Below are 17,371 nucleotides of genomic sequence, written 5' to 3'. Positions count from 1 at the left end.
GCCGTCTACACTGAAACGGTGTCAGAGCACTATTTCACCGAATCGCCGAGCAGCGAGGCCAAGTCGCGGGAATTGAACCTCGAGTTGGCCGGCCGCGCCGTCACCGTCGAAACCGTATCAGGCACGTTCTCGCCCACTCGCCTCGACCTCGGCACCGCTGTGCTCCTGCGTCATCTGCCGCAGCCGCCGGCCGGCGATATCCTCGACCTCGGGTGCGGTTGGGGGCCGATCGCCCTGCACACGGCCCTGGATGCCCAGGACGCCGAGGTGGATGTGCGGGTGTGGGCACTCGACGTCAACTCCCGTTCCTTGGAGACCACGGCGGCGAATGCGCGCAGGCTGGGTCTCGAATCGATTCGCACGGTCACCGCCGCTGATGTTCCCGATGATGTGCAGTTCGCCGCGATCCGGTCGAACCCGCCGATCCGCATCGGCAAGGAAGCGCTGCACGAACTGTTGGAGATGTGGCTGCCGCGCCTGGCCCCGGGCGGCCGCGCCGACCTGGTCGTGTCGAAGAACCTCGGCGCCGATTCCCTGCAGAAGTGGATCGCCGGGATGCTCGGCGACGACTTCGAGGTCGTGCGCACGGGCTCGTCGAAGGGTTTCCGCGTGCTCACGGTCGAGCGCGGCTGAGGCGCGACCGACTCAGCTGATCGTGCCGCTGGCGACGAGGACCGCGGGCCCGGCGAGGCTGACGCGTCCGCTCGTGCCCTCGACATCGGGTTCGATTTCGATGCGCAGCTGACCGCCGGGCACATCGACTCGCCATTGCAGAGGTGACTTCTCCCCGGCCCAGTGGTGGGCTGCGATCGCTGCCGCGCAGGCACCCGTTCCGCAGGACCGGGTCTCTCCGACTCCGCGTTCGAACACGCGCATGCGCAGAGCGCCTTCTCCCCCGGCCACATCGGATCGGGCCGGTTCCATGACGATGTATTCGATGTTGGATCCCTGTGGCGGGACAGGGTCGAGGAGTGGGGCATCGCGCAGGTCGGCGGCTGCGAGCTCAGCGTTCTCGGCCAGGGCGACGACGGTGTGGGGGTTGCCGGTGGACACGCGCAGGCCGGGGCGGGCGACCTCGATGCCGCCGGTGTCCACGAGCACGGAGCTCGATGGGTCGAGCGACCAGTCGCCCATGTCGATCGTGTACCAGGCATCGCCGGGCGAGCCCGGTCCCGACACTCCCGTACCGACGACGTCGTCGCCGGTCTGGACGCCGAGAGCCGGGTTGAGGGTCGTGCGCACCGTCTTGATGCCGTCACGGGTGCCGACGAGGATGTCACGGGCGTCAGCAGAGACGCGACCGCTGGTGACGAGCGCGTGAGCGAAGACACGGACACCGTTGCCGCACATCTCGGACAGGCTGCCGTCATTGTTGTAGTAGTCCATGAACCATTCGGCTCCGGCTTCGGCCTGTTCGGCGGCCCCCGGGATACCGCTGGCTGCGGAACGGACGATGCGGATGATCCCGTCGGCGCCGAGCCCGGCCCGCCGGTCGGCGAGTGTGGCGACGGCTTCGGGATGCATCTCCAGCTTGCTGTCGTCGTCGGAGATGAGGACGAAGTCGTTCTGCGTGCCGTGTCCCTTGACGAAGGCGGCATCGGCCCATGCTGCGAACGGGGTATCCGGAGTGCTCATGACTCCATCCTATCGGTGGGCGCCGGTGGCTCGATACAGTCTCTGGTCAGGGACCGAACCTCTTCGCCAGCTCGAGGCCCTTCTTCGCCCAGGCGATCTCGGTTCGTGCCTTCTCGGCCAATCCCTCATAGGCGAACCGTTTGAAGGCGATCGTCTTCTCTCGGTCCTCGGGGCGGGTCACTTCCAAACGCCGGTTGAGCATGGGCGTGGTCAGTGTGTCGATCTTCTCGATTTCGTCTTCCCAGCACTTCAGTTCAGACGTCCAATGAGCGATGTGATCGCCCAGGAAGGCGATTCGGGTGTCGTGATCGGCTGACTCCAGGTACGAGGCTTTGAGATGCGCGGCGTCTCGTGTGCGCTGATACTTCAGCGGAGTGCGCATCCATTCGGCGAAGCTCTCCTCGCCCGCGTCTGTCACGTGATACACCCGTCTGGTGGCCACGCTCCCCCGCGTCTGCTCTTCGGGCTCGACGAGTCCCTCCGCGGCCATCTTCCTCAGCTCGGGATAGATCTGGGAGTCGGGAGCATGCCAGACGTACCCCACGGAGTGCGAGAACTGCTTCTGCAGCTCGTAGCCGGACATCGGTGCAATCCGCAAGAGCACGAGGAGAGCACTGCGTAGGCTCATTGGTCTGGGTCTCCCTAAAGTCGAACGCCAAGAGGGCCCGGACCGAAGTCCGGGCCCTTTCAGGATAGCGGTGTCAGTTCGTATAGCCGGTCCGCCAGCCGCCCTTGTACGTCTGACGTGCGACCGTCGAGTACGGGACGGGGCTGACGACGGCACGGACTTCGGTCTGCTCGTGCGGCTCGACCGATGCCTTGGTCGTCCCGCCGTCCGGTTCGCCCCACACGACCTTGAGCTCCGCGCCTTCGGGAACTTCGGGATCGACCACAGCCAGTGACAGTCCGCGACGCTCGTTGGCCGAGTATCCGGTGAACATCGAGAACCCGACCGTGTTGCCCTCGGCGTCGATGACCGCGTCGTAGTTCGCCGAACCGTAGTTGGCAAGAGGCAGATCGAAGTACTTGAAGTTGGGACCGTCGACGTTGAGCGGCGACGACAATACCTGGCCGAGGTCGTCGGCGTCCCAGGACAGCGTGACCTTCCGGCGCTGCTGCGCCGGATTCATGTTCTCCAGGGCGCTGCGGCCGATGAAATCATGGTCGAACTTGACGAAGGAACCGTAGCCGAGCTCCCACGGAGTCAGGTAGTAGTCTTCGATGTTCTCCGAGACGAACGATCCGGCCAGGGTCCCGGTCGCCTCGTAGCTGTCGACACCGAGCCATTCACGGAATCCGCGTTCTTCCTCACCCGTGTAGATCGCGGGCAGCGGGGAGGGGATCCAGCCGGATTCCAGAGTGTTCGACGGGTAGGCGCGAGACCCGACCGGCAGAAGGCCGAACTCGGCTCCCGCCTCGATGATGGCGTCGCGGATCAGGTGGTGGTCTTCGTACGGGCCCCAGACCTCGAGGCCCGGTGCTCCGGCCATTCCGTGTCGCAGTGTGCGGACCTGCCGGCCGGCGATCGACATCGTCGACATGTTGAAGAATCCGAGCTTCTCGAGCGGGCCGCCATTGAGCTTCTCGATGATGCTCCACGCGTTCGGGCCCTGGATCTGGAATCGGTAATACCGGCGGGAGACCGCGTCGCCGTACGGGCGAGAGGGCGAACGACGATCGATCTCGATGTCGAGATTCGAGTAACCACCGGTCTCACCGTGGTAGAGCAGCCAGTTCGAAGCCGGAGCGCGCCCGACATAGACGTACTCGTCTTCGGCTTCGTGGAAGAGGATGCCGTCGCCGATGACATGGCCAGAGGCCGTCGTGGGAACGTACTGCTTGGCCTTGTTCACCGCGAACTTCGCCGTCGAGTTGATGGCCGTGTCGGAGATGAGTCTGATGGCGTCGGACCCGCGCAGGAACACGTTGTCCATGTGGTGCGACTGGTCGTAGAGGACAGCCGTCTCACGCCAAGCCCGCTGTTCCTTGATCCAATTGCTGAAGTCGGCGGGAACCACCGGGTAGATGTAGGACCCGATCTGGGAATTGCGGAGCAGGTCGACCGGATTGGCGGTGTCGAGGAGCTGCTGGAGATTGTCGGTCATGAGATGTGAACCTCTCTGTTCTGATTTGTCGTTGCGGTCACTGGATGATGGTCATGTCTTCAGCGTCCGGCCGAGAAGTCGCTGACCCATTGTGCCGTGTTGAGCAGACCGCCGAAGGTGTAGAAATGCACCTTGACATCGTCGCTCTTCGAACCAGGGTCGATGTCGTCAGCCAGCTCGGTGAGGAACTTGCCGGGACCGGCAGTGCCGAGAAGATTGGTGAGCGAGAAACCGTACTTCTTGACGATCGAGGCGCTCGTCCCGACACCGAATCGGCCCGCATATCCGAGCAGCCGCTTGATTCCGGCAGGGCCGGGAGTTCCGATGCGGACGAGGGAGTCGATTCCATGCTCCCGGGTCTCCTTGACCCATTCGCTGACCCGATCGGCATCGAAAGCGAACTGGGTGAGGACCACACGTTCGAGTCCCTGGTCTTTCAGGGACTGAGTCTTTGCTTCCAGATGAGACCACAGGTCGCTCGTTGCGATATCGGGGTGGCCTTCCGGGTATCCGGCGATGCCGACCTCGGTCACTCCAAAGTTCGGCAGCAGTCCGGTGTCGATGACCGACAGCGAATCGGCGTAGGGTCCTTCCGCTTCCCTCGGGTCTCCCCCGATGACGAATACATGCTCCGAAGCACCGACCTGCTGAAGTTCTCCGAGGAAGTCTTCCAGTTCGGTCTGGGACTTCAGCCGGCGAGCGGAGATGTGCGGCACCGGCACGAAGCCCAGCTCGCGGACCGCTTCCGCAGCTTCGACCCGCATCCGCAGGTCCTCGTTGCCGAGGAAGGTGACGTTGATGCGTGTGCCTGGGGGAATGGCATGAGCAGCGTCACGCAGCTTTCCGACATCCTTGCCCGTCATTTCGAGGGAATAGTCGTCGACGATCTGGGTTCCGGTTGCTGTGACCACGGGGCCGCCTTTCATGAACACTTCCATGGGTTCCGTGAATCACTATAAACATAGGTATTTGCCTATGTCCATAGGTGATTGTGAATTCGCTCCATCGGCGCGAACTCCGCCGGCGAACCATTGCCCTGGGACCCGGGCTCTGCTAGCGTGACCGGCAACCCGCTTTCACTATCTCAATAGGGACTCTGCATAGGGAAGTCGCATCGGAGCGACGTTCCTGCTCTTCACCAGGCCTCACAAAGACGGAGACTGCTCGTGGATCTACGTACCCGCATCGACAACTCGCCGATGTCCTTCTACCAATGGCTGATCGTCGTGATCTGCACATTCCTCAACGCCCTTGACGGCTACGACGTCCTGGCCATCTCCTTTTCCTCCAACCAGGTGACTGAGGAATTCGGGCTCTCCGGGACGGCCCTCGGCCTGGTCATGAGTGCAGCGCTCTTCGGTATGGCCGTCGGTGCTCTGGTCCTCGGCCCGGTGGCAGACCGGATCGGGCGCAGAAACATGATCATGATCGCCATCATCGTCAATGCGATCGGCCTCTTCATGTCCGCGACCGCGACGTCGGCGAATCAGCTCGGCCTGTGGCGCATCGTCACCGGCCTGGGCATCGGAGGCATTCTGGTCGCCACCAACGTCATCTCGGCCGAATACTCGTCGCGCAAGCGTCGCGGACTGGTCATCAGCATCTATGCTGCGGGATACGGAATCGGTGCGGCTGTCGGAGGATCCGTCATGGTCGCACTCATCGCGAATTCCGGCTGGCGGTCGGTGTTCGTCCTCGGCGGTGCGCTGGCCGTCTTCTCACTCCTGCTCGTCGTCTTCTTGGTGCCGGAGTCCCCATCGTTCCTCTACAACAGGAAGCCGCACGATTCGCAGACCAGGCTCGAGGCCATCGCCGGCAGGCTCGGCTTCGACGGGCCGGTCGATATCGACGCGAGGGGGCCCGCATCAGCCGGAGATTCGGACGTCGGCACCGGGATCACGGCGCTGTTCAATCGCCGGAATCGTCGCGTCACCTTCGTCGTCTGGACGACGTTCTTCATCATCATGTTCGGGTTCTACTTCGTGAATTCGTGGACACCGCGGCTGATGCACGAAACCGGCCTGACCGACACCCTGTCGATGATCGTCACCGTCGGTCTCACCTTGGGCGGAGCCATCGGTTCGGTGGTCTTCGGCCTCTTCACCTCACGCTGGTCCACCCGATCCGTGCTCATGACGTTCTCCGTGGTGGCTGCTGTGCTCATGGCGATCTTCATCTTCATGGCGCAGTGGGTCGCAGTCGTCGTGGTCTTCGGTGTGCTCGTCGGTATGTCGATCAACGGCTGCATCGCCGGACTCTATGTGCTGACGCCGCAGTCGTACTCATCGACACTGCGCTCGACCGGCGCGGGTTGGGGCATCGGAATCGGGCGGTTCGGCGCCATCATCGCACCGACGGCGACCGGTGCGATGCTGGACGGCGGATGGAGTCCTCAAGCCATCTACATATTCGTCGGAGCGGTGCTCCTCTTGGCTTCGGTCGTGCTCCTGGGCATGCGCGGAATCGACGTCGAGGCAAACAGTCGCCCGCGGGTTCGCGACCAGCCTCCGGCCGCCGTCGGGTAGCCTGCGCCTTTCGGAGACAGCCCCCGCTGATTACGTGTCCCCGCACCCGCCCTGGCCTGTCCACTGCTCGGCTTCAGACCTCGGCCATCGCTCAGGACTCGGCGAGCAGGTCGAGCGCATGCATCAGATTCTGCTCGGCGTCTGCGGCGCTTCCGTCGATCCAGTTGATGCGCGGGTCACGACGGAACCACGTGTCCTGTCGGCGTGCGAACTGCCGGGTGCGGATCGCCGTCTCTTCCTTCGCCTCGGCGGCGGTGAGCTCTCCGGTCAGGTGGCGTTGGATCTGTGCGTATCCGATGGCGCGCGACGCGGTCTTTCCTTCGGCCAGCCCTGCGTCGAGCAGGCAACGCACTTCATCGACCCAGCCTTGGTCCCACATGAGTTCGACGCGTGTGGCGATCCGCTGATGGAGTACGGGCCGGTCCATGCTCAGACCGATGTGGATGGTCGGTTCGATCTCCTGATAGTCCGGCAGCTGAGCGCTGAAGGGTCGCCCCGTGAGTTCGATGACTTCGAGCGCTCGGGCGATGCGTCGTTGGTCATTGACGGTGATCTTCGCGGCCGCTTTCGGGTCGAGTTCCCGCAGCTTCCGGTGCAGACCCCAACGGTCCCTCGCGGCCTCTGCCTCGAGCCGGGCTCGCACCTCGGGATCGGTTCCCGGGAACTCCATATGGTCGACGGCGGCGCGGACGTAGAGTCCTGATCCGCCGACGAGGATCGGCCGCAGTCCGCGCCCTCGGATGTCCGCGATCGCCGTTCGCGCACGTGCCTGAAAGTCTTGGACGTTCGCCTCTTCGGTGACGTCGAGGACGTCGATGAGGTGGTGCGCAATCCCCCGCCGTTCCTCGACCGGCAGCTTCGCAGTGCCGATGTCCATCCCCCGGTAGAACTGCATCGAATCCGTGTTGATGATCTCCCCGCCGAGGCGGCCGGCCAGATCCAGCGCGAGATCCGACTTCCCGGTGGCGGTAGCTCCGACCACGGTGATGATCGGAGGCGTCGACCGCTCGCCCGGCTGCATCGATATGCCGTTCGGAGTCGGCGACTGCCCCTCAGCCATGAGCGATCACGCCCACTGTCCGGTGCCGCAGAGAGTATGCACTTCGTGAACGGATTCGTCGACGACCGGCTGCAGCGTCGAGACACGAGCACCTTGGTCGACGATGTGGCGGATCCCGGCGGCAAGCACACTGAGGCTGGCGGCCACGGTCTCCGCGTGATCACAGAGTTCGAGCAGTCTCTTCGTCTCCATGGTCGTCCCGGAGGTGAGTGTCTCGATGACTGCGGTGTCGAATTCCGCAGCGCCGTCGATCGGAGCCAAGGGGGCGTCTTCTGTAGCTGCTCCCGACAGGTCGATGGGCAGCAGAAGATTCTCACTCGAACCGAGCGGACCGATTTCGACGTCGGCGGCGTGAGCGTGAAGAATAGCGACGATGACGGCGGAGTCGGCCGCCTCGGCGAACTGACGTTCTTCCGACGTCAGGGCCTCAACGGTCTCGACCCATTCGTTCCCGGACAGCAGCTGACCGGTTCGAGTGTCGACTCCACGGTCGATTCCCCAGCCGCCCAGCCCGGCCACCGGCGGCAGAGTCTCGATCGGCAGAGCCCAACCGGTCTGCGTCCTCAAGGTCTCGCGGATGGCGGTCCGCAGGTCGACCGTCCTGGCGGTCTCGCTGAGGTCGATGTCGTCGAGCAGCACGGGGGCTGCCGGGATGATGGCAAAGGCACCCATCTCAGCCGCGGGGGCGGATGGTCGGCATGCCGAGGTTCGTGGCGCCTGCCGAACCCTGGCCGGGGCTCGGTGCGCCGCAGGTGTCAGCCTGTGCCCGGTCGTATGCGTCGCCGGCGCGGGACGGGCGCACGGAGAATCCCGAATCGGCGAGGAGGAAGTAGGGCTTCGCCTCGGTGACGCTGGCGGTGACGAAGTCGCCGGGTCGCGGCTTCTGGGTGCCTTCGGGGATTCCGACGTGGACGAGGCGGTTGTCTTCGGCACGGCCGCTCAGGCGTGGGGAATCGTCGTGGGGCAGCTTGGTCACGAGCACCTCGACCTCACGGCCGATCTGTGCTCTGTTCTCGTCCCAGGAGATCTCGTCCTGCAGCGCGGTGAGTCGTTCGAATCGTTCCTGCACCACGTCCTTCGGCACCTGGTTGTCCATCGTCGCCGCGGGTGTGCCGGGGCGAATGGAGTATTGGAAGGTGAAGGCCTGGGAGAATCGGGCCCGGCGGACGATGTCCATCGTGCCCTGGAAGTCCTCTTCGGTCTCGCCGGGGAAGCCGACGATGATGTCGGTGGTGATGGCCGCGTGTGGGATGCGCTCGCGCACGGTGTCGAGGATGTTCATGAACCGCTTGGTCCGGTAGGAGCGGCGCATGGATTTGAGGATCGTGTCGGAACCGGACTGCAGCGGCATGTGCAGCTGCGGCATCACGGTCGGGGTCTCAGCCATAGCGTCGATGACGTCATCGGAGAATGCGGCCGGGTGCGGGCTGGTGAAGCGGACCCGTTCGATTCCTTCCACGTTGCCCACGGCGCGCAGCAGTTTCGCGAATGCGCCCTTATCACGGAATTCGGCACCGTAGGAGTTGACGTTCTGGCCGAGCAGGGTGACTTCGACGACTCCGTCGGCGACGAGCGCTTCGACCTCGGCGAGGATGTCGCCGGGGCGGCGGTCCTTCTCTTTGCCGCGCAGGCTGGGCACGATGCAGAAGGTGCAGGTGTTGTTGCAGCCGACCGAGATCGAGACCCAACCGGAGTGCTGGGAGTCGCGGCGGCTGGGCAGGGTGGACGGGAAGACGTCGAGGCTTTCGAGGATCTCGACCTGGGCTTCCTCGTTGTGGCGGGCGCGTTCGAGCAGTGCCGGCAGAGAGCCCATGTTGTGGGTGCCGAAGACCACGTCGACCCAGGGGGCCTTCTTCACGATGGTGTCGCGGTCCTTCTGTGCCATGCATCCGCCGACGGCGATCTGGAGTCCGGGGTGGTTCTCTTTGACCCTCGCGAGCTGGCCGAGGTTGCCGTAGAGACGGTTGTCGGCGTTTTCGCGCACGGCGCAGGTGTTGAAGACGACGACGTCGGCTTGGTCGTCGGTGTTCGCCTGAACGTAGCCGGCATCGTCGAGCAGTCCGGACAGGCGCTCGGAGTCGTGCACGTTCATCTGACATCCGTAGGTCTTGACCTCGTAGCTGCGAGGGGTGGTTGCGGATGTCGTCGGGGATTCAATCAGTTCAGTCATGGCGCACCCATTCTAGCCGTTCTGCAGGTGCCGTTTCAGTCTTCGGCGAGCACGTCCCGTGTGACCTTGATGCAGATCGCCGAGGGGAAGCCGCGGCGGGCGAGCATGCCGAGGATTCGGCGCTCTCGCACCGCATAGTCGAGTCGGCGGGTGGAGGCGGCTTTCTTCTCGGCCACTTCGCGGGCGAGCTCTTCCTCACCGTCGATGTCGGCCACGGCTTCGGAGGCCAGTTCGGGGCTGATGCCCTTTCTGCTCAGTTCTCGTTTGAGCACGGAGCGGGAGAGCTTGCGGTTCTCCCGCTGTGCCCGTGCGAAGCGGTGAGCGAACTCTTCGTCGTTGAGCAGGCGCGAGTTCTGCAGCTTCTCGATGAGGACGTCGATCGCCTCGGGCATGAGGTCGCGTTTGAGGAGTTTCTTGCGCAGTTCGTCGCTGGAGTGATCGCGCATGGCGAGCATGTTCATCGCCGTCTTCTTCGCCTGTGCGTAGTCCGCGTCGAAGTCGGGGGCGTCGTCTTCGTCCTCGAAGCTCAGCCCGGGTCCGGCGGCGAAATCCGGTCCAGAGTCGTCCGAGGCGAGGAAGTCCGGGGCGTCGACGAAGTCCGGAGTTGAGCCGGTACCGCCTTCGACCCATCCGTTGTCGGATTCCGATCGCGGACGTTTCCCACTCTTCGTCTTCTTCTTCCGTCGGGAGGTCGTGCCCGTTCCCGAACGGGCACGATCAGCGACGTCGTCGTCATCGACTCCGGAGAGACCGGCGAAGAATCCGGCCTCTCCCTCGGCATGGCGTTGGTCGATCTCCGAGATCGCACTGCGCAGCTGCGAGAGCGTCTCGGTCTGAGACGAGCCACTCTGGCCTGAGTCCCCCGCACTGACCTCGGCTGTCGATGCGGTGGACTCGATGCTGGTCAACCCATCGTCTGCCGAAGGAGCGTCAGGAGACTTCGACGTCATCCGTCTGTGCTTCTCCGGCCGCCTCGGCGTCTTCCTCCGGTTCGTCGACCTGGATCAGGCCCAGCTTGTGCTTGATCTTCAGCTCGATCTCTTCGGCCAGGCCCGGGTTGTCGCGGAGGAAGTTGCGGACGTTCTCCTTGCCCTGACCCAGCTGGTCGCCGTCATAGGTGAACCAGGAGCCGGACTTGCGCACGATGCCGTTGTCGACGCCCATATCGATGAGGCTGCCCTCGCGGGAGATGCCGTGACCGTAGAGGATGTCGAACTCGGCCTGCTTGAACGGCGGAGCGATCTTGTTCTTCACGATCTTCGCCCGGGTCCGGTTGCCGACCGCGTCCTGACCTTCCTTGAGGGTCTCGATGCGGCGGACGTCGATGCGCACGGAGGCGTAGAACTTCAGTGCCTTACCGCCCGAGGTGGTCTCCGGCGAACCGAAGAAGACTCCGACCTTCTCACGGAGCTGGTTGATGAAGATCGCGGTGGTCTTCGACTGCGCGAGGGCACCGGTGATCTTACGCAGAGCCTGCGACATCAGGCGAGCCTGGAGACCGACGTGGCTGTCACCCATCTCGCCTTCGATCTCAGCCTTGGGCACGAGGGCTGCGACGGAGTCGATGACGATGATGTCGAGGGCTCCGGAGCGGATGAGCATATCGGCGATCTCGAGCGCCTGCTCACCCGTGTCCGGCTGGGAGACGAGGAGCTGGTCGGTGTCGACGCCGAGCTTCTTCGCATACTCGGGGTCGAGGGCGTGCTCGGCATCGATGAAGGCAGCGATTCCGCCGGCCTTCTGAGCATTCGCCACGGCGTGGAGAGCCACGGTCGTCTTACCGGAGGATTCCGGACCGTAGATCTCGACGACGCGGCCGCGCGGCAGACCGCCGATGCCCAGAGCGATGTCGAGAGCGACCGAACCCGTCGGGATGGAGGCGATGGGCTCACGAACACTGTCGCCGAGGCGCATGATCGCGCCCTTGCCGTAGTTGCGATCGATCTGACCCAGCGCGGCGTCGAGCGCCTTCGACTTGTCTCCGCCGGTGGGAACCTGGAGGTTCTTGGGTGTACGTGCCATGACGTCTCCTCTTCGTTGCTTTTCCGTTGAGACCAAGGCTAGAAGATGGCACTGACATAACGACAGAGGAGGCGATTCCCCCGTGGATAACCAGCCACTCATGGTCACAGGTCCCGTGATTCCTCACCAGGATAACCCACATGGGAACAGGTGTTCTATATATTCGGGTGTGTCGCGTGTCTCTGCGGAGACTAGGCCGACGCCAGGCCCAGCTGCCAGGTGAGGCCGAAGCGGTCGCCCACCCAGCCGAATGGCCCGAATCCGTAGTCATCGAGCGGCATGTACACAGTCCCCTGCACGCTCAGCGCGGTGAAGAGGCGTTCGAGTTCCTCGCTCGATTCGCAGTCGACCATGAGAGAGACACCGGGAGTGATGTCCCACTCGTGTGCGACGAAGCTGTCGCTGAATCGCAGTCTCTGGCCGGCGATCTCGATCTCGGACATGATGACCGTTCCCTCTGCCCCAGGTCCATCGGGACCGTATCGGTTGTCGAGGATCACTCGCCCATCTGTGAAGAGCTCGAGGTAGGTCTTCATGGCGTCGCCCGCGCTCTGGCCGCGACTGGGCTGAAAGGTGATGAAGGGGACCGCCTGACTCATGCGATCAGTCTACACGCGGCCGGCACCGCGTCGGCAGAGAAAGATACGCGCAACTGCGAACAATCAGAACGGCGTCGACCGCGGTTTCTCCTTGCCGAGGCGGCGGGATTCGGGCACACCCATGGAATCGCACACGGCGATCCAGATGTCGCGGGGTTCGACCCCGGCGGAGAATGCCTCTTCGGCCGTCCGCGAGCCCAGTGAACTCAGAGTCAGGTCGGTGTGCAGGGAGGCGGCACGAGCCTCACCGAACTCCTCGTTCATGAGGATCCAGTAGAGCGTGTGCCGCATCAGGGCTTGGCGGCCAGGCGCGGAGAAGAGTATCCCTCGGGGTGGCCGAGGATCTTGTCCGAGAGCTCCTGCGGAATGGTGTCGGGGATCTGCACGCCCTCTTCGAGTGCGAAGCGATCGGATACGGACGACAGCAGCGCCGACAGCGGCAGGTCGAGTGCCTCACAGATCGCAGACAGCAGCTCCGAGGAGGCTTCCTTCTGTCCGCGTTCGATCTCGCTGAGGTAGCCCAGCGAAACGCTGGCCCCGGTCGAGACGTCGCGCAGGGTGCGTCCTTGACGACGGCGGGCGGAACGAAGTGCGTCGCCGATTTCGACTCTCAGTAACATAACGCGGCCCTCCCTTTGTCAGCGCGTCCCGTCATGGTGGTTCCAACAACTTTACAACCTGGCTGTGACACTGCACCAACCTGGTGGCCCGAGCGGATGGTTTTGCCAGTCCATTCGAAGTCTTTGGAGAATATTCGTCCGATGGTCATCACTTGCTCAACCCCGCGGCGTGCCGACTTATTCCACGGCCGTCCCACGACCGGTCCCCTGCCCGCTCTCTGGCCCGAAAGCGAGTTCGGCGACGAATTCGTCGAGGTTGACCGCCATCGCCTGCACCGTCTGCTTGCGGATGGCGTCTCGGTCGCCGGTGAACTCGTGTTCGAAGACCTTCGCCTTCCCTCCGAAGGCGATCGCGGTGTAGACGAGACCGACGGGTTTGCCGTCCTGAGGATCGGGTCCCGCGACGCCGGTGCACGAGATCCCGATATCGGCGACGCACTGCACGGCGGTGCCGACGGCCATCTGCGCGGCGACGACCGGGTCGATCGGTCCGGTCTCCTCGAGGTGGTCGGCATCGACGCCGGCCAGGCTCGCCTTGAGGTCCGTGGCGTAGGTGACCAGTCCCCCACGCACCACGGCCGAGGCCCCCGGCACGTCGACGAGTGAGGCGACGAAGCGTCCGCCGGTCAGCGATTCCGCCGATGCCAGAGAGATCCCCAGTCGAGTGCAGGTGGAGATGATGCGCCGCGTGGTCGCGAACAGCTCGGCTTCAACCACGCTGCGCGTCCCCACCGCTCTTCGCATCCTTGTACAGCTTCGCCGCCTGCACGCAGTAGTCGACGCCGGTGACGATGGTGACGACGATGGCCGCGGTCATGATGATCCACGCGATGACGAGGAGGATGACGTACACGAGTGAGGGCACCACGTCCGAGAGCGGGAAGAGGAGCAGGAACAGTCCGATCGCCGCGGTCTGCAGCACGGTCTTGATCTTGCCGCCGCGCGAGGCGGGCATGACAATGATGCGGATCATGAAGAACCGCAGCACGGTGATGCCGAACTCGCGCACGAGGATGATCACCGGCACCCACCACGGAAGTTCGACGATGATCGCCAGACCGATCAGGGCGGCGGCCATGAGTGACTTGTCGGCGATGGGATCGGCGATCTTGCCGAAGTTCGTGATGAGGTTGTTTCGCCTGGCCAGGTATCCGTCGACGAAGTCGGTGAACATGGCCAGCAGGAACACGACGAGCGCCCACCAGCGCAGTGTCACATCGTTGCCGCCGTCGATGAGCAGCAGCACCAGGAAGAGGGGCACCATGAGGATGCGCAGCACCGTGAGCGCGTTCGGGATATTCCACGGGCTCGGTTCTGCGGAGGGCTGCTGAGAGGCTCCGGCCTCGACTCGATCGTTCACGCCTCCAGCCTATCGGAGTGAGCTGAGCAGATCATTCCAACCACGGACATCTCAACCACAATCGCCGAGGCGGCGCCCCGTTTCAACGGTGCGCCGCCTCGGCGAGGGGTGGGGTTCGGATCAGATCATCGCCCGGTGAGCTGCCACGCGTCCTCTCCGCTGGCTTCGACGACCTCGAGCCCGGTCTCCGGGTCGGTATCGCCGACGGTGAGGTCGCCGGCGTGGCCGACTCCGTGGGCGTAGCGGTCGGACGAAGCTGCGCCGTGCGACGCAGCCGAGCCGTGTGAGGTCTCGCCGTAGTCGTCGTCGAACTCCTCGTCGTAGTCATCGGCAGCCGAGGCGTGGCCGGACTGACCGTGACCCTGTCCGCCGTGGTTCTGGCCGCTGCCGTTCGGTGCCTCAGCCGCGCCGGAATCCTCGGGCGGGGTCTCGCCCTTGATGATGGCCAGGGTGCCGGGCAGGTCGTCGGGGCGCACGAGCACGTCGCGGGCCTTCGACCCTTCGGAGGGTCCGACGATGCCGCGGGACTCCATGAGGTCCATGAGGCGGCCGGCCTTGGCGAAGCCGACGCGCAGCTTGCGCTGGAGCATCGAGGTCGACCCGAACTGCGTGGTCACGACCTGCTCGATCGCCTGGAGCAGCAGCTCGAGGTCGTCTCCGATGTCCTCGTCGATCTGCTTCTTCGGCGCTTCGACGGCCACGTCTTCGCGGTAGTTCGGTGTCAGCTGGCCCTTGACGTGTTCGACGACCTTCTCGATCTCGGACTCGTTGACCCAGGCACCCTGGACACGCATCGGCTTGGCCGCACCCATGGGCAGGAACAGGGCGTCACCTTGGCCGATGAGCTTCTCCGCGCCGGGCTGGTCGAGCACGACTCGCGAGTCGGCCAGCGAGGAGGTCGCGAAGGCCAGACGAGAGGGCACGTTGGCCTTGATGAGGCCGGTGACGACATCGACGCTGGGTCGCTGCGTGGCGAGGATGAGGTGGATGCCGGCGGCACGGGCGAGCTGGGTGATGCGCTGGATCGAGGCTTCGACGTCGCGCGGGGCGACCATCATGAGGTCGGCGAGCTCGTCGACGACGACCAGCAGGTACGGGTAGGGCTGGAGGACGCGTTCGGATCCGGCGGGCGGCTGGATGCGGCCCTCGCGGACGGCCTTGTTGAACTCCTTGACGTGCTTGAACCCGTAGTTCGCGAGGTCGTCGTAGCGGGCGTCCATTTCGCGCACGACCCATTCGAGCGCCTCGGCGGCCTTCTTCGGGTTCGTGATGATCGGGGTGATCAGGTGCGGGATGCCCTCGTAGATCGTCAGTTCCACGCGCTTGGGATCGACGAGGATCATGCGGACCTCGTCGGGAGTCGCGCGCATCATGATCGAGGTGATCATGGAGTTCACGAAGCTCGACTTACCGGCACCGGTGGCACCGGCGACAAGCAGGTGGGGCATCTTCGAGAGGTCGGCGACGACGAATCCGCCTTCGACGTCCTTGCCCACGCCCATGACCATCGGGTGGTCGGTCTTGCGGGCGGCCTTCGACCGCAGCACATCGCCGAGGGCGACATTCTCGCGGTCGGAGTTCGGGATCTCGATGCCGATGGCCTTCTTGCCGGGGATCGGCGAGAGGATGCGCACGTCGGCGCTGGCCACGGCATAGGCGATGTTCTTCGACAGCGCTGTGACCTTCTCGACCTTCGTGCCGGGGCCCAGCTCCACCTCGTATCGGGTGACGGTGGGACCACGGGAGAAGCCGGTGACCTCGGCGTCGATCTTGAACTGCGTAAGCACGTCGCGCAGGGCTTCGACGACGCGGTCGTTGGCCTCGGAGCGCTCCTTCGCGGGAGGTCCGGGCTGGAGGTTGTCCGAGGCGGGCAGGGTGTAGGTGACGTCCCCGGCCAGGGTGAGCTGCTCGACGCGTTCGGGCAGCTGCTCCGTGGGCGGTGGGGCGGGCGCATTCGTCACTGGCACCGGCGCCGAGGCGGCAGCGGGTTCGGACTTCGTCGCCTGGTTGGCGGCGGCGTCGTCCATCCCGATGGTCTTCTTCAGCTCGGCCATCTCGCGTTCGGCCTTGGTCGGGCGGCGCTGGCCTGGCTTGAGCTTCGGCTCGGGGTCGGTCTCGATGCGTGTGGTGTCGGCTTCTTCGTCGCTGACGTCGTTCTCGTGGATGTAGGCCTTGTCGTAGGCCTTCGTCGTGGTGTCATCGTCGGCGGATTCGGAGTCGAGATCGGGGATCTCGGTCTTCTTCTTCCGGCTGCGGCGCTTGGCGCCCATCACGGGCTTGAGGTCGGAGGTGCGGCCGTTCTCGGCAACGAGGTCGGACTGTTCGGTCTCGGCCGCCTCGGCGTCGGTCTCAGGCCGGGCCCCACCGGTGAGTCGGTAGTACAGAGCGGTGAGGCGCTGCGGGATAGCCCGCACCGGGGTCGCAGTGACCACGAGCAGGGAGAACAGGCCGAGGAGGACGAGCAGCGGCACCGCCACGTACACGGTGGTCGCGACGACCAGCGGTGAGGACACGACGAAGCCGACCGCGCCTCCCCCGTTGGCCATGGCATCGCGGGAGTTCGTGAAGGTCGGATTGCCGGCGGCGATATGGGCCAGGCCCGAGGCCGCGAGCAGGCCGAAGATCATCCCGATGAGGATGCGGTTGTTGCCGCGGTTGTCGTCGCCGCGCAGGAACAGGCGGATCGCGTAGCAGGTGAAGATCACCGGCAGGGCGAGTGCCACCCGGCCGAAGGTGCCTTCGACGATTCCGCGGACGCCATCGCTGATCGCGCCGGGGATGTTCCACCATTCGAAGGCGGCGATGATGATCGAGAGTCCGATGAGGAAGAAGGCTGTGCCGTCCCGCTTCGTCGGTGATTGATCGGTCGGTTCGTCGCTGAGAGTCTTTCGCGCACGGTTTCCGGCCATGTGGGCCACTCCCCTCCATGCACCGGTGACAACGTTTGTCCCGGGTTCTTCGGTCCCCGCTTGACCGGACCGACCAGCGTTTTTGCGCGCTGTGCGTTTCCCGGAACCAGAAGCGGGGGAAGTCGTTCTGGTCGCCATGTCTCTCATCTTAGGACGATATTGCGCTCCTGCCCAGCAAATCCGCAGGTTTCGGCGTGTGGCGGGGCGGGTGGTTGGAGGTGCGGGGAGGGCCGCTGGAGAGTTTCGATCAGGGTTCCCTGAAACGTGCTCCAACGTCAGCAGGGGCGCCCAGAGACGAACTCCCCAGCCAGCGACGGCACTTGGGAGCGATCGCGTAACCTCTGCCCAAAAACAGAGCAGAGACGG

General features: G+C 64.6%; 17 protein-coding genes. 2 read left to right on the top strand and 15 right to left on the bottom strand.

Translation table 11 applies throughout. The features are described from left to right. Positions 1-18: 18 nt before the first annotated feature. Positions 19-633: a class I SAM-dependent methyltransferase gene (locus GUY37_RS06865; RefSeq protein ID WP_166823766.1), complete on the top strand. Its 615-nt coding sequence runs from the start codon at positions 19-21 to the stop codon at positions 631-633. 12 nt (positions 634-645) lie between these two features. Here the strand turns inward: GUY37_RS06865 and dapF are convergent, their stop codons facing one another. The 4 genes from dapF to GUY37_RS06845 all read right to left on the bottom strand — a co-directional run bounded on the left by dapF (position 646) and on the right by GUY37_RS06845 (position 4,651). After that, positions 646-1,635, bottom strand: coding sequence for a diaminopimelate epimerase (gene dapF, locus GUY37_RS06860; RefSeq protein ID WP_152348281.1), 990 nt, complete (start codon positions 1,633-1,635; stop codon positions 646-648). A 46-nt stretch (positions 1,636-1,681) separates the two neighbouring features. Further along, a complete protein-coding gene (locus GUY37_RS06855; protein ID WP_166823763.1) occupies positions 1,682-2,263 on the bottom strand; it encodes a PadR family transcriptional regulator in 582 nt (193 codons plus the stop codon). A gap of 73 nt (positions 2,264-2,336) precedes the next feature. Then, positions 2,337-3,740 carry a vanillate/3-O-methylgallate O-demethylase gene (gene ligM, locus GUY37_RS06850; protein ID WP_166823760.1) on the bottom strand — a complete coding sequence of 468 codons (1,404 nt, stop codon included), beginning with the start codon at positions 3,738-3,740 and terminating at the stop codon, positions 2,337-2,339. 59 nt (positions 3,741-3,799) lie between these two features. Further along, the gene (locus GUY37_RS06845; protein WP_228278406.1) at positions 3,800-4,651 is read right to left on the bottom strand and encodes a methylenetetrahydrofolate reductase; all 852 of its coding nucleotides are present in this window, start codon (positions 4,649-4,651) and stop codon (positions 3,800-3,802) included. Between the two features lie 255 nt (positions 4,652-4,906). On the opposite strand from GUY37_RS06845, the gene GUY37_RS06840 reads away from it, so the two are divergent. Next, positions 4,907-6,265 (top strand): MFS transporter, encoded by a 1,359-nt coding sequence (locus GUY37_RS06840; RefSeq protein ID WP_166823757.1) that lies wholly within the window; start codon positions 4,907-4,909, stop codon positions 6,263-6,265. Positions 6,266-6,356: 91 nt separating this feature from the next. On the opposite strand, the gene miaA is transcribed toward GUY37_RS06840, so the two are convergent. The 11 genes from miaA to GUY37_RS06785 form a co-directional block, all read right to left on the bottom strand. Beyond that, positions 6,357-7,325, bottom strand: coding sequence for a tRNA (adenosine(37)-N6)-dimethylallyltransferase MiaA (gene miaA, locus GUY37_RS06835; RefSeq protein WP_407645398.1), 969 nt, complete (start codon positions 7,323-7,325; stop codon positions 6,357-6,359). A 6-nt stretch (positions 7,326-7,331) separates the two neighbouring features. Further along, positions 7,332-7,997: a hypothetical protein gene (locus GUY37_RS06830; RefSeq protein ID WP_166823754.1), complete on the bottom strand. Its 666-nt coding sequence runs from the start codon at positions 7,995-7,997 to the stop codon at positions 7,332-7,334. A gap of 1 nt (position 7,998) precedes the next feature. Beyond that, positions 7,999-9,495: a tRNA (N6-isopentenyl adenosine(37)-C2)-methylthiotransferase MiaB gene (gene miaB, locus GUY37_RS06825; protein WP_166823751.1), complete on the bottom strand. Its 1,497-nt coding sequence runs from the start codon at positions 9,493-9,495 to the stop codon at positions 7,999-8,001. 35 nt (positions 9,496-9,530) lie between these two features. Further along, on the bottom strand, positions 9,531-10,445 hold the full coding sequence (locus tag GUY37_RS06820) for a regulatory protein RecX (protein ID WP_166823748.1): 915 nt from the start codon (positions 10,443-10,445) through the stop codon (positions 9,531-9,533). After that, positions 10,426-11,517: a recombinase RecA gene (gene recA / locus GUY37_RS06815; protein WP_166823745.1), complete on the bottom strand. Its 1,092-nt coding sequence runs from the start codon at positions 11,515-11,517 to the stop codon at positions 10,426-10,428. The genes GUY37_RS06820 and recA overlap by 20 nt, the downstream gene beginning before the upstream one ends. Before the next feature lie 191 nt (positions 11,518-11,708). Next, entirely contained in the window at positions 11,709-12,116 is a 408-nt protein-coding gene (locus GUY37_RS06810; RefSeq protein WP_166823742.1) for a VOC family protein, read from the bottom strand. Positions 12,117-12,179: 63 nt separating this feature from the next. Next, positions 12,180-12,407: a DUF3046 domain-containing protein gene (locus GUY37_RS06805; RefSeq protein ID WP_135809558.1), complete on the bottom strand. Its 228-nt coding sequence runs from the start codon at positions 12,405-12,407 to the stop codon at positions 12,180-12,182. Further along, positions 12,407-12,736 carry a helix-turn-helix domain-containing protein gene (locus GUY37_RS06800; RefSeq protein ID WP_062244061.1) on the bottom strand — a complete coding sequence of 110 codons (330 nt, stop codon included), beginning with the start codon at positions 12,734-12,736 and terminating at the stop codon, positions 12,407-12,409. Before GUY37_RS06800 ends, GUY37_RS06805 begins: the two co-directional genes overlap by 1 nt. Before the next feature lie 177 nt (positions 12,737-12,913). After that, the gene (locus tag GUY37_RS06795) at positions 12,914-13,453 is read right to left on the bottom strand and encodes a CinA family protein (protein WP_228278405.1); all 540 of its coding nucleotides are present in this window, start codon (positions 13,451-13,453) and stop codon (positions 12,914-12,916) included. Then, positions 13,446-14,096: a CDP-diacylglycerol--glycerol-3-phosphate 3-phosphatidyltransferase gene (pgsA, locus tag GUY37_RS06790; protein ID WP_166823736.1), complete on the bottom strand. Its 651-nt coding sequence runs from the start codon at positions 14,094-14,096 to the stop codon at positions 13,446-13,448. Before pgsA ends, GUY37_RS06795 begins: the two co-directional genes overlap by 8 nt. A 125-nt stretch (positions 14,097-14,221) precedes the next feature. Further along, positions 14,222-17,005 carry an FtsK/SpoIIIE family DNA translocase gene (locus tag GUY37_RS06785; RefSeq protein WP_166823733.1) on the bottom strand — a complete coding sequence of 928 codons (2,784 nt, stop codon included), beginning with the start codon at positions 17,003-17,005 and terminating at the stop codon, positions 14,222-14,224. Positions 17,006-17,371: the final 366 nt, after the last annotated feature.

This window comes from Brevibacterium limosum (assembly GCF_011617705.1).
Classification (GTDB): domain Bacteria; phylum Actinomycetota; class Actinomycetes; order Actinomycetales; family Brevibacteriaceae; genus Brevibacterium; species Brevibacterium limosum.
This window is presented reverse-complemented; position numbering and strand designations above follow the sequence as displayed.